9 protein-coding genes and 1 pseudogene are annotated in these 12642 nt (G+C 50.5%); 9 read left to right on the forward strand and 1 reads right to left on the reverse strand.

All coding sequences use genetic code 11. The features are described from left to right. Positions 1-17 precede the first annotated feature (17 nt). The 6 genes from KIH39_RS20895 (at position 18) to KIH39_RS20920 (ending at position 7009) form a co-directional block, all read left to right on the forward strand. Positions 18-266 (forward strand): hypothetical protein, encoded by a 249-nt coding sequence (locus tag KIH39_RS20895; RefSeq protein ID WP_213495161.1) that lies wholly within the window; start codon positions 18-20, stop codon positions 264-266. Positions 267-1194: 928 nt separating this feature from the next. Continuing rightward, positions 1195-2280 carry a hypothetical protein gene (locus KIH39_RS20900; protein ID WP_213495162.1) on the forward strand — a complete coding sequence of 362 codons (1086 nt, stop codon included), beginning with the start codon at positions 1195-1197 and terminating at the stop codon, positions 2278-2280. Positions 2281-2551: 271 nt separating this feature from the next. Next, complete coding sequence (locus tag KIH39_RS20905; protein ID WP_213495163.1) at positions 2552-3679, forward strand: hypothetical protein; 1128 nt, start codon at positions 2552-2554, stop codon at positions 3677-3679. 44 nt (positions 3680-3723) lie between these two features. Next, complete coding sequence (locus KIH39_RS20910) at positions 3724-4827, forward strand: hypothetical protein (RefSeq protein ID WP_213495164.1); 1104 nt, start codon at positions 3724-3726, stop codon at positions 4825-4827. 34 nt (positions 4828-4861) lie between these two features. Continuing rightward, positions 4862-5812 (forward strand): DUF1559 domain-containing protein, encoded by a 951-nt coding sequence (locus KIH39_RS20915; RefSeq protein ID WP_213495165.1) that lies wholly within the window; start codon positions 4862-4864, stop codon positions 5810-5812. 324 nt (positions 5813-6136) lie between these two features. After that, positions 6137-7009: an SGNH/GDSL hydrolase family protein gene (locus KIH39_RS20920; RefSeq protein ID WP_213495166.1), complete on the forward strand. Its 873-nt coding sequence runs from the start codon at positions 6137-6139 to the stop codon at positions 7007-7009. A 939-nt stretch (positions 7010-7948) separates the two neighbouring features. On the opposite strand, the gene KIH39_RS20925 is transcribed toward KIH39_RS20920, so the two are convergent. After that, complete coding sequence (locus KIH39_RS20925; protein WP_213495167.1) at positions 7949-9724, reverse strand: 30S ribosomal protein S1; 1776 nt, start codon at positions 9722-9724, stop codon at positions 7949-7951. A 392-nt stretch (positions 9725-10116) separates the two neighbouring features. Between KIH39_RS20925 and KIH39_RS27265 the strand changes: the two are divergent. The 3 genes and pseudogenes from KIH39_RS27265 to KIH39_RS20940 all read left to right on the forward strand — a co-directional run. Beyond that, positions 10117-10623, forward strand: a pseudogene (locus KIH39_RS27265) (fasciclin domain-containing protein); the annotation flags it as partial. Between the two features lie 427 nt (positions 10624-11050). Beyond that, positions 11051-11641, forward strand: coding sequence for an RNA polymerase sigma factor (locus tag KIH39_RS20935; protein WP_213495169.1), 591 nt, complete (start codon positions 11051-11053; stop codon positions 11639-11641). Further along, the gene (locus KIH39_RS20940) at positions 11638-12441 is read left to right on the forward strand and encodes an anti-sigma factor (protein ID WP_213495170.1); all 804 of its coding nucleotides are present in this window, start codon (positions 11638-11640) and stop codon (positions 12439-12441) included. Before KIH39_RS20935 ends, KIH39_RS20940 begins: the two co-directional genes overlap by 4 nt. The last annotated feature ends 201 nt before the right edge of the window (positions 12442-12642 follow it).

Consider the following 12642-nt stretch of genomic DNA (forward strand, 5'->3'; position numbering starts at 1 on the left):
CAAGTTGGGAGAAGGGCATGAGTATCAAAGGTTACTTATACTTGGGTTGTGTCGTGGTCGCCGTGACGATGTCATCGAAGGTCGCGACGCGCGGCGGAGGTCCCGGCACGTGGAGTATCCTGCTCGCAGCTCTTGGTGGACTGACTCTTTTGCTCATCCTGGATCTTTGGGGATTTATTCAACAGCAGGATTCCGACAAACGAACGGTTAGCAAGAGAAAAAGTCGCAAGCGTCGGATGAAGGATTCAGGTCAGAATTTTACCTGAAAATTTAGCGCTACTTATGGGTGTTGATTAGACCGAGTTTTAAAACTGAAAATACACCCCTCTGAAGTAGGAAGTTGGAGATAACCGAATTCTTCTTTAAAAATCGAGGTCTAAATCAGTCGGACAGGCCAGTTTATATTAACGAGCGCTTGTGGGTAAAAACAACGAAATTTGCCCGCTGGGGAATTAGTTAATTAGTACCTAAGTTAAAGTTATTTGCCTTACAAACAACCAATTCGATTTTAGATAAATTATTATTGACAATTAATAAAGCAAAGATTAAGCTACCAGAAATCAGTAATCTTAACCAGAAGAATGCAGATGGTTCGCAAGGTTCTAGATTTTAGGTTGTCGCGCTCTGCTTTCCTTCTGATTATGGCTGTCGGGGGCGTAACAGTCGCGACTTCATTAAGCAATTTTGCTAATGCGGGAGAAAAGACGCGACTTCCAGGTGTTCCATATAATCCTGGCACAGCGCCAAGTGGATGGGTTTGTAATCCCGCGGCAACAGTTCCATGCGGTTGTGTGGATGTGTCCGGCAATCCTCCTGTGTCCTGCAAAAACCCAGATACTTCTCTTATTCTGATCTGGTGCACTGAAACCGAAACTACAACTCCTTGTACTAGCGCAGCTACATTCGACTGTCCCGGCGGGACGGATGGCAATAAATTCAAAGGTCTGTGCGGAGCTGATGGTGCAAGAAGTTTGAATCTTGCTTGTAATAATGTAACTGTGACGACTTGTTCAGGTTACACAGGTACAATCGGTAATTAAAATCGATTTGATATATTTCCCGTTCAAATCGAATGACTTTGAGCTAGTTGATAAAAAATAATTCGCTGAGATATTTGCATCTCGGCCATTTCAAATTCGTGAAAAGATCGCTCTCTATCCCCACGGCATAAGTTATTGAGAATAGGATCGGCTTATGTTAGCAAAATTTATATTCGCAGTGACTTTGGTTTGTGCTATCGTGAATATCCATGCCAATGGACAAGACAAAAAAGAAGATTTGGTACAATTAGCCTGCGCTGGTAATCAGTCCGCGCTGGCCGCGATTGAGACCTACTATTCGAAGTGCCATTTAACTACGGAATCTCCCCTGGGTACGGGTAAAAATAACACGGAATATTGGCGCAAACCCGGTCAAATCCGGGTTCGCGAACCGCGTGCAGTGACGACACTCGACGTGAAAATTGAAAAAGGGAAACTATATTCTGTTGTGACAGCCCCAAATCAAAAGGCGGATCGGAATATGGCTTATACCCATATCTACGATCCCAATTTTCACATGATCGATGCGGATCCCTGGGAATACAGTCTGTTCGCGCTCCCGATTGGGTTGATGAGCGACGACCCTCCACCCATTTTTACGCTTACCGAAGCTGTGAGTAGAAGCACCGTGAAAAAGGCCGAGTGGGTTGGAAAAACCCCGACGCGGCAAATTCATCTAATTCTAGACATCAATGGAGAACCGCGAAGTTATGAAGTATGGGTTGACCCTGCACATAATTGGCTCATCAGCCGGTGCGTGATGAAATATCGAACCTCAAATAAACGAAGGCCCGATTCCAAGGAGGTCGAACATAAACACGATTGGAAAGTTTCTGACTGGATGGAGATTAAACCCTCCCTCTTTGTTCCAACTCGTTCGACATCCGTATCAGATTCCGGGGACGATTTCGTAATTACCAAGACTGTGGAAATTTCGAGCATTCGAATCAACGAGCCCTTTTCTCCACCGCCTATGCCGCATGCACTCGCCGGGACATTGCTTTTTGACAAGATTGAGAATCGAATCTATCCCTTGGGTCCTAATGGCGTACCTCAGGGACGCGGACAGCGAGTTGGCGAACCTTTCTACCCAACAATGCCGACGCCCGATAAGCTCAATCCGAATCCCAATCGAGTCGATCGAAGTGCATCCTATCGCAAGTGGCTATTGCCAATCCTGGTAGTTGTTGCACTGGCTGGTGGTTTGTTTTTTGGAAGTCGATATTTGCGAAAGGCTTAACGCCCTGAACGGGCAAAATCGGCAATTGATCCTGATTCAGAATCTGAAGCAAAATGTCTATCTTAAGTAGATAAATAGAGCCAATTAATGTGAAAAAATTATCTTGGCATAATTCTTTCAAAAGCACCCTCGATCAGGTTACAGATGTCGGTTGAAGAGTGCCGCGTTGTCTTTTCACGTAGCAATGTGAGCTTTATTTATTCAAAAGTCGAGCTAGTTTCATTTCAAAAAATCGAGTGGCTGCTGGGTAAGAATACTTCAGCAGCGATTCTTGGTCCAGCTTGGCATAAGTTTCTTACAACGAGTCGGATTTATGTATACAAAAAAATTGTTTTTTACACTCGCAAGTTGTCTTTTGCTCTGTTCGAACACCCATGCTCAAGACAAAAAAGAGGATCTGGTTCAATTAGCATGCGCGGGCAATCAATCCGCTCTGGCTGCTATCGAAACTTATTATTCTAAGTGCAATTTAACATGTGAATCCCCTGCAGGGATAGGAAAAAAAAATACAGAGTATTGGCGAAATTCCGCTCTAATCCGAATTCGTGAACCACATGCAATCACAACTCTCGATGTCAAAATTGAAAAAGGAAAGCTCTATTCAGTTCAGATAGCACCAAATCAAAAAGCGGATCGAAATATGGCTTATACCCACATTTATGATCCCAATTTCCGCATCTTGGATGCAAATCCCTGGGATTACAGTCTGTTTGTGCTTCCCTTTGGTCTAATGTCCGACGAGGCCCCGCCTGTCTTCACACTCACCGAAGCCGTGAGTAGGAGTACAGTGAGAAAAGCGGAGTGGGTAGGTAAGCATCCTGCGCGACAAATTCACTTGATTTTAGACATCAATGGAGAACCTCGCAGTTATGAGGTCTGGGTCGATCCCAGCCGAAATTGGCTTATCAATCGGTGCGTGATGACATATCGATCAAAAAATAAAAGAAAACCGGATGCGAAGGAAGTCGAATGGAAATTCGATTGGAAAGTAACCGACTGGACGGAGATCAAGCCCACGCTATTTGTTCCCACTCGTTCGACATCCGTATCGGACACTGGGGACGATTTTATAATCACTAAAACTGCGGAAATTACGAATATTCGAATCAATGAGCCCATTTCACCCCCCGCCATGCCGCACGCACCCGCCGGTACATTGCTTTTTGACAAGATTGAGAATCGAATCTATCCCTTGGGTCCTAATGGCGTACCTCAGGGACGCGGACAGCGAGTTGGCGAACCTTTCTACCCAACAATGCCGACGCCCGATAAGCTCAATCCGAATCCCAATCGAGTCGATCGAAGTGCATCCTATCGCAAGTGGCTATTGCCAATCCTGGTAGTTGTTGCACTGGCTGGTGGTTTGTTTTTTGGAAGTCGATATTTGCGAAAGGCTTAACGCCCTGACTCAAAAATAAGCAATTAACCAATTGAGGTTTAGTCATGCCCAAAAGATTAGCGACCTTGCTGACGGCGATTGCCGGAACTGCATTGATTCTTTGGTTTGGGATTTTCCGACACGCTTCCACGCCAAACAGTACTTCTGAATCCCAGGTCGCGCCACAAAGTCCCATCTTAATGCCCGAACTCGTGGAAGCGGGATCCGTTCAAAACAAGCATTTTATCGAAGTTCCCGTGGATCTAGAAAATCGCGGCGAATCGACGGCCACACTCGATGATTTTCACAGCGATTGTTCCTGCATGAAAATTCTCAAAAGCGAAGGTGAATTGAAGAAGCAATTCGAAAAACTCGAACTTCTTCCCGGCGAAAAAGCCAGAGTCTACGCTCAATTGCGAGTGCAATCCGATCCCGGCATTCGCCGAACCTCAGCCGTGTATTTTCGACTCGTCGCGGAGAAGCCCATCTTCCATCGCGTCTACATCAATTACACGCCTGTCGCCGAAATTTATTGTGTCCCCAATCGTCTGGGCTTTGGTGAAACTCTCCTGGATAGGGAAATGATTCAAAAGCTAGAAGTTCTCAGTGATGGAACCGCGGACGTTCCCCGAGGTAAAATCACTACTTCGCGGCCAGATACGTTCCAAGCCGCTTTTACACCATCCAGTGAATCGGATAGAGTAAAGTATACCCAAAAGGACGGGCAAATTTTACTGGGTCAACTAGAAATCCGATTCAAAACCCCGAAGCCGGGACGTTTCGACGATGAACTAGTGATCTACGACGACGGCAAACCCTACGTCCGATTTGGCGTGGTAGCGACATCCATCCCGGAATTTATTTTTACACCCGGTAGCCTTTTATTACCCAGGTCAAATCTTTCGTCCGATCCCGTATACGAATCTCGAATCATTTGCCGATCGGCGGATGGAGAAAAATTCAAACTCGATTACATTCCATCAAAATCGATTCCCTTCCGAATTAATTGGATATCGGGGCGAGGAGAAGCAAATCAAGTGATTAATGTGGAATATATCGGTCCGAAATCCGCCAAGATTAACGAAACATTCGAACTGGAGTTTGCCGCGATTCGAGAGGGAGTCAGGAAGCAGCTCGCGTTCAAAGTCATCGTGCACAATGACCCATGATTTTAAAAGTCCGATTCCTACCGGGAGAACGATCATGCCTAAATCTGGGTTGACGAATTTTCCAACTCGAAAAGGATATACTCTGGTTGAAGTACTGGTGGTTATAGCCATTATGGCGTTGTTGATTGGGCTTCTTCTGCCCGCGGTACAGAAAGTCCGCGCGGCCGTTGCCCGTTCGAGCTGCGCCAACAATCTGCGTCAATTGGGACTGGCCCTCCATAATCATCAGGCCGCGTTCGAAATATTTCCCCCCCGCTCTCCGATTTTTAACGGAACGGAAGGATCTCCCTTTACATACGAGGGCGTGGGATGGACGACATTCCTGCTACCTTACATAGAACGAGACGACCTCTGGAAACAGACGGAAATTGCCTATTCCCAGAACAGCCACCCCTGGAGTGCTCCTCACGAAAACCTTCGGCGATCTTTGGTTCGCGTTTATGCTTGTCCAGCCGATGGTCGGATAAGTCGTTTGCAGACGAATAAACGTGGCCAGGAAGGGGCCTATACCTCTTACGTGGGTATGACTGGCTACACCGACGATTTTTTTTCGGGTATGTTCGGGAGAAGGCGAGGGGTCAGGCCCACGCAAATAACGGACGGGCTCAGTAACACGGTTGCAATCGGCGAGCGACCGCCTCCGGCTTCCTTCAGTATGGGTTGGTGGTATACCACGAATCAACACGACAATCTTCAAGCGGCCACCGATTTTGAAGCTCCAGCGGACACCGGCATACCCCCCGGCCAAAGCCTTTGCGGCGGTCTGGAAACCAACTGGCCCGGACTGGGAATCGTCATCAACTACTCCTTTTCGCCGGGGACTTTCGAAAACGAATGCGATAAATACCACTATTGGAGTTTGCACGAAGGAGGTGCCAATTTCTTATTTGTTGATGGCTCGACGAAATTCTTAACTTACGCGGCCAGATTTCAACTTCGCTATCTGGCGACCATCGCAGCAGGTGATTCCTTCACATTTGACTAATTTTAAAGGTTGTTCACCTGAGCAATCGAAATGTAAGAGTACACACCGTTACCTCGCATCGGTGAGCTTCCGCGCGTTAGCTGCCAAGCTCTTCCATTGGCAAATTTCCTTAAAAACTGAACGAAAATACCTTTTCTCGGCATTGTCCTTCCTCGCTCTTTCCCTTAGCGACAAAAAACGGCTTTCACTCCTGGAAATCCGTGTCAGTCGCCGGAAGCTTCAACGGAAGGAGTGTCCATCGGACCCCGCTCGGGCCGGTATTTTGTAGAATCTCCTTCGAGATCAACCAATTGAACGCTACTTCGAAATAAGGAATCCTCCCTGATGACACGTTACATGCTTTTAGCGATGTGCCTGCTGTCTGTTCCCTCGGTTCCCTGGGTTGCTGCTGAGGAAGTGGCCGTCAAAACGGGCGACAAGATCGCATTTCTGGGAGATTCGATTTCCGAGGCCGGGGCGGGACATCCCGGCGGTTACGTGCAACTGGTGATCAGCGGTTTGAAGGCCAATCAGATCCAGGTGGAAATGATTCCCGCCGGGATCAGCGGTCATAAATCGAACGACATGCTCGCTCGGCTCGAACGGGATGTACTCAGTAAAAAACCGACCTGGATGACTCTCAGCTGTGGCGTCAACGATGTTTGGCACGGCGCTAATGGCGTTCCCCTGCCCGCTTACCAGAAAAATATCACCGAGATCGTCGACAAAGCGCAGGCGGCCGGAATCAAGGTAATGATCCTCACGTCCACCCTGATCGGGGAAGACGCCGCGAATGCCAACAACAAAAAATTGGACCAGTACAACGCCTTTCTTCATGAGTTGGCCAAGGAGAAAAAATGCCTGATCGCCGATTTGAACGCCGACATGAAGGCCGCTATCAAACCTGCCCCCTCGGGCAAAAAGCCGATTGACCGGCAGTTGACCTCGGACGGCGTCCACATGGGACCCTTGGGCGACCGCCTGATGGCCGTGGGGATCTTAAAAGGTTTCGGCTTGAATTCGGATCAGCTGAAGAAAGCCAACGATTACTGGCTCGACGTGAAGGACCTGGCACGAGTCGACGCGAATCGAGCGTTGACCTTGCGCCAGTACGAAAAGCTGTCGGCACTTGCTCACAGCCGGGGTCAGTCGGTCTCGGCGCTCGTTCATGACGCGCTACTTAAAGCGATTGACGATCTACTGGCTACTTCGCCGTGAGGTTTGCTTCGGAGGGGAGTTGAGGGATCACCCGTCTTATTTACCCGACGCGTGAGCCAGGTCGAGTTAGCCCGACGCGTGAGCGAGGTCATGTTAACCCGACGCGTAAGCGAGGTCATGTTAACCCGACGCGTAAGCGAGGTCATGTTAGCCCGACGCGTGAGCGAGGTCATGTTAACCCGACGCGTAAGCGAGGTCATGTTAACCCGACGCGTAAGCGAGGGCAATCGTAGTGAATCTTACCCGTTATCGAAACATTGGCTGGTAGGATTTCGAATCAGCGATCAATTGACATCGACGGGCATGTTTTTCAGTTGATGGGTGTGTATAGGATTCGTGCCCTCGCTGACGCGTCGGGCTAAAAAGTGCTAACAGAATGTTTGTTTAGCGGCTGATGGGTGTATATACGACTGGTATGTTTTCGCGAACGTTCACGAGTCGGGAAGGCCGTCGGCATCCATTCGCTTGCCCTGACCCATTATTCTGTCTTGTTTTTGCGTGCCAGCTGCTAGCTCCCAGCGCGGCTTCAAGACTCCCAACTTTTATTGCGTTTTCCCTGCCAATTTGTTACACTGGACGCAGGGAAGGAGGCTCTTCGCGGGCTTCTTTTACCCCTGGGCGAAAACATCGTTTTTCCCAAGGAATAGCCTAAGGTCATCAAAATCGCGTTTTCCACTATGTGAAAAATGATGATCTGATGACCTTTACTGGAAAGCCCTTAAAAAATGCTGCCTGGAAGGCCCTGGCAAAACAGGATCAGATCGCCTGTCCCACCCCGCGAATCGCCAATAACGATCCGTGAAATTCCTTGAAACGCGTACCCATTTTTTCGAGGTGTCAATCCTGAGCCTTCCCGTGGTCTTCGACAATGCCTAGTCCAATAAAAAAGCCATCCGAAATTTCGGATGGCTTTGCTGTTTTCTAATCCGCTCAGAATGCTTACGGATTCATGCCGGGCATCTGAATCAGCGGACCGGCCGTACCCGTACCACCCCGCAGAGTGGAACGATCGGTCTGGCCGCGGGTATCGGCTTCTTCGGGAATCTCCGGTTCCGGCGGCAGATCGGCCGGAACGCCGCCATAGAGATCCTTGCGGCTCAAGCCGATCTTGCGATCCTTGATATCGACTCGCAGTACCTTCACTTCCAGCTCGTCGCCGACCTTGACCACATCTTCCGGATTCTCAACCTTGTCATCGGAGAGCTCAGAAACATGCAGCAGTCCTTCCAGACCCTGTTCGAGTTCGACGAAGACGCCGAAGTTCGTGATCTTGGTGACTTTGCCCTTCTTGACCGAACCGGGAGCGTAACGGCCGGGGATGTCGCCTTCCCACGGATCGTTGGCCATCTGCTTGAGGCCCAGAGCCACGCGCTTGCGTTCCTGATCGACGTTCAGAACGACGCAGGTGACCTTCTGACCCTTCTGCACCACTTCGCTCGGATGGGTGACTTTCTTCACCCAGCTCATGTCCGAAACGTGCAACAGGCCATCGATGCCTTCTTCGATTTCGATGAAGGCGCCGTAGTTGGTGAGGTTGCGGACCACACCGGACACCACCGTGTTGGGGGGATAGCGCTCGGCCACCTTGTCCCAGGGGTTCGGGGTGACCTGCTTCATGCCCAGCGAGATTTCCTGCTTGTCCTTGTTGATGTTCAGGACCTGTACTTCGACCTTGTCGCCCACCGACACGACTTCGCTCGGGTGGTTGATGCGGCGGGTCCAGGACATTTCGCTGATGTGAACCAGGCCTTCGATGCCCGATTCCAGTTTCACGAAAGCGCCGTAGGTCATGATGTTGACCACTTCGCCAATGTGTTTGCTGTTGATCGGGTACTTGGCTTCGACGCCTTCCCAGGGAGACATGCTCTTCTGCTTCAGACCCAGAGCGATTTTCTCTTTTTCCTGGTCGACGCTGATGATATAGACTTCGAGTTCCTGATCGATCTTCACCACATCGTGCGGATTGGTGACACGACCCCAGGACATATCGGTAATATGCAGCAGGCCATCGATGCCGCCCAGGTCGACGAACGCGCCGAACTCGGCGATGTTCTTGACGATCCCCTTGCGGACCTGGCCCTTTTCGATCTGCGAAAGGAGGCTCTTCTTGAGCTTATCGCGTTGAACTTCAATGAGCTTGCGACGGGAAACCACGATATTGCGGCGGGCTTCGTCGATCTTGAGAATCATGCACTCGATCGTCTTGCCCTTGTATTCTTCGATGTCGGAAGGACGGCGGATATCGACCTGGCTGGCCGGCAGGAAGACGTTGACGCCGATGTTGACCAGCAGACCGCCCTTGATCTTTTTGACGACCGAGCCGGAAACCACATCCCCTTCTTTGTGCTTTTCGAGGATCGATTCCCATTCTTTTTGTCGCTTGGCTTTGCGGTAGCTCAGGGAGATGCCGCCATCTTCGCCTTCAACCGTTTCGAGCAGAACCTGAATTTTGTCGCCGACCTTTGGTGGGGGCACGCCTTCCATGCCTTCATCGGACCATTCCCGCAGGCTGATCATCCCTTCGGATTTGTATCCGATGTCGATCATGACTTGTTCGCCGCGGATTTCCAGAACGGTTCCTTCGACGATCTTGTTCGTTTCGTATTCCTGCGTCTGGTCGCCGATCCAGCCGGCGAGTTCCTTTTCGAAATCTTCTTCGATTTGCGACTCGACGCTCGAAATATCGAACTGCCGCAATAGGTTGCGATTGACCATAAAAAGTTAGGTTTCTCCACCCGCGAGAAGGGGCTGACCTGCCGCGGGAAAACAGGGTTGGAGGTTCATCCCAAGCGGTTCCGGCGAGCCAACAGCGGCTCACACTGCGGAAAAGTGGGAATCTTTCATTTTAAAAATTCCTTACGGATCGGCTACGGTACATAACTATTCTGACAAATTATTTCAGGTTCAGCCTTATCCACTCAAATAAGCGATTGGAATTACGCATCTTCGCAGTTTTCTGGCCTCTCCATCTCCATGTTGTTAAGGTTCGGAGGAAAAAATTGGCAAATTACAGATCGCTTTGAATCCAAGGGTCGACTGCCAGCGAAAAGTTAGATGTCCTGAACGTCAGGATTCAGTCGGCGAATCAAAATCACTTGGGAGTTTCTATGAAAAGGTTCTATCTGGGAGTGGCAGTGTTGACCGGTCTGTTTTTCGCGTTCGTCAACGCTGTGCAGGCCAAGGACGAGAAGCAAACCTCGGAAAAGACGATTGTCGAAATCGCCGCCGGGAACAAGGATTTCAGCAAGCTGGTCGCTGCGGTAAAAGCAGCGGCACTGGTCGAGGCGTTAAGTGGCGAAGGCCCTTTCACTGTATTTGCTCCCACCGATAAGGCATTCGAAGCCTTGGGAGAGGAGACTCTGAAGGCCGTTCTCGCCGACAAGAAGAAGTTAACCGGCATCCTGACCTATCATGTGATCAAGGGAAAGGTCAAGGCCGCGGACGCCTTGGCTCTGGCCAAGGAAGAGAAGTCGGCCAAAACTTTGAACGGTGCGGAAATCAAACTGTCTATCAAAGACGGTAGCCTCTACCTGAATGGAGACACCAAGGTCATCAAGACGGACATCGTGGGAAAAAATGGTGTCATTCACGTCATCGATAAGGTGCTGCTTCCCCCCGCCCCAAGCGAGGCCCTACACCATGCCGCTAGAATGATCGAGCAGTCGATTGGTCGCGGCGTCGCCCTCTACAATGCCGGTTATCATCAGTCCTGTGCGGCCGTCTATCACGAAGCGGCGGTTAGCCTCTTGAAGATGGATAACGTTCTCACCGAGGAATCGAAAAAGAAGCTGTTAGTGGTTGTGGAATCGGTTAACGGCAGCCACTGCTACACAACCAATGCCTGGGCTCTGCGTCATGCTCTCAACGATATTTATCAGCAAATGCCGCCGTTGCAGATGAACCGATAGAGCTTTGGACTGGATGCGAATAAAACCCTTCCATCCCCTTTCATGGCGATCGGGGATGGATTTTTGCCGTTCGTAAGGCAGCAAACGCCAATAGCCGGGTAGGTTCCAATCCTCGGGATATCACGGATAGACGATGGAAACGGAAGCAAGCAGCGAAAAATCGGATTTGCTGGTCAGAATTGGACAAGGGGACCAGAGTGCCGTCCGATTATTTCTCGATCGGTACGGTGGCTGGATCTATGGTCTGGCCAAGCGCTATACGCGTCGGCCGGAAGATCTCGAAGATGCCGTGCAGGAGATCTTTCTCCATTTGTGGACCAACGCCCATCGTTTTAATCCCTCCCTCTCCTCCGAGATGACTTTTGTTACCATGCTGGCCCGGCGACGGTTGATTGATCGGCGGCGGCGAGAAGACCGGACGCCGGTCCTGGACCAATTTCCCGCCGACGTATGTGCTCCAGCCGTCGAATTATCGACAGTGTTGGAGCATGGGGAGGAAGTGAGTCGGGCCAGAGAGGCTCTCCAGTTTTTGTCGATGGATCAGAGAGAGACTTTGCAGATGGCGATATTTCAGGGGATGACTCACGAGGAAATCGCACGAAAAACCAATTCTCCCCTGGGAACGGTGAAGACGCACTTGCGTCGCGGATTGATCCGACTGCGCGAAGTATTGGATGAAGCAGCGACCGGTCGGCGAGTGATTGCAGAAGGAGGTGCCTCATGAGCACAGCCGATGAAATGCGTTTGATGGATCTGCTGGCCGACCGGGCCGTGGGAGAATTGAGTGTCGCCGAACAGGCTGAGTTAGCCGAATTACTGGCCCGGCATCCGGAATTCGATGAAAACTCCCTGGATCAGGCGGCGGCTCTATTTGCGAGTATTGCTATGCCGGAAACTCACGAGAGCATGCCAGAGGATCTGCGACGCCGGATTGAGGCGCAGGCTAACCGGATTGTACCTGCGAATCGTGCGAAAAATTCCCTGGCCTTCCCAAGCTCCGCCGCGCGCGAAACAACTCGATCGCTCTTGGGTCGTTCTCTTTCTTGGGGTGGCTGGATTCTGGCAGCCGGGTTGTTGATTGGCATTAGCTTCCTGGGCCGCGAAAAAGGAAAGGGAACTTCGGAGAGTGCCGCTCGCAAACTGGAACAATTTCTGGCAACCGAGAAAGCGTATGTGCGAGCCGATGGGACAGCCCCGGATCTCAAGATTGCCGCCGGAGCCACCGGCTCGATTTATTGGAGCGGCGGTCAACGGCAGGAAGGCTACATGAAGTTGAAGGGCGTGCCGGTGAACGATCCTGCGAGTAAGCAATACCAGCTTTGGATTTTCGACAAGGAACGAGATGAACGGTATCCGGTCGATGGCGGACTCTTCAACGTCGATTCCTCGGGAGAAGTGATCATTCCGATCACCCCGAAAATTCCCGTGAAGGAAGCCACGATGTTTGTGATTACGCGCGAGCCTCCGGGCGGTGTCGTGGTGTCCGATAGAAAGGAGATTGTTTTGGTGGCTTCGTTGAAGTAGCATTTCGATTGACGGGCCTTGCAGATGTTAAAGAGGGCCTGGATTTTCAATGAAAGTTCGAGCGAGCCGAGGGTGATGAACAACGCGACTTAGTGGGAATCCCCTTCGGAGAACTCGTTCGTCCATTCTTAGTCCGAAGTTATCAGAGTTCATAACGAATTCATTGCCTTCCCTTCAATATTTCCATTTCGCTTGATCGGC

The organism is Telmatocola sphagniphila (assembly GCF_018398935.1).
GTDB classification, from domain to species: Bacteria; Planctomycetota; Planctomycetia; order Gemmatales; family Gemmataceae; genus Telmatocola; species Telmatocola sphagniphila.

Excerpts from the sequence above, each read along its gene's own strand:
- KIH39_RS20925 (WP_213495167.1), bottom strand. The coding sequence starts at position 9,724 with ATGGTCAATCGCAACCTATTGCGGCAGTTCGATATTTCGAGCGTCGAG.
- KIH39_RS20915 (WP_213495165.1), top strand. The coding sequence starts at position 4,862 with ATGCCTAAATCTGGGTTGACGAATTTTCCAACTCGAAAAGGATATACT.
- KIH39_RS20910 (WP_213495164.1), top strand. The coding sequence starts at position 3,724 with ATGCCCAAAAGATTAGCGACCTTGCTGACGGCGATTGCCGGAACTGCA.
- KIH39_RS20900 (WP_213495162.1), top strand. The coding sequence starts at position 1,195 with ATGTTAGCAAAATTTATATTCGCAGTGACTTTGGTTTGTGCTATCGTG.
- KIH39_RS20920 (WP_213495166.1), top strand. The coding sequence starts at position 6,137 with ATGACACGTTACATGCTTTTAGCGATGTGCCTGCTGTCTGTTCCCTCG.
- KIH39_RS20935 (WP_213495169.1), top strand. The coding sequence starts at position 11,051 with ATGGAAACGGAAGCAAGCAGCGAAAAATCGGATTTGCTGGTCAGAATT.
- KIH39_RS20895 (WP_213495161.1), top strand. The coding sequence starts at position 18 with ATGAGTATCAAAGGTTACTTATACTTGGGTTGTGTCGTGGTCGCCGTG.
- KIH39_RS20940 (WP_213495170.1), top strand. The coding sequence starts at position 11,638 with ATGAGCACAGCCGATGAAATGCGTTTGATGGATCTGCTGGCCGACCGG.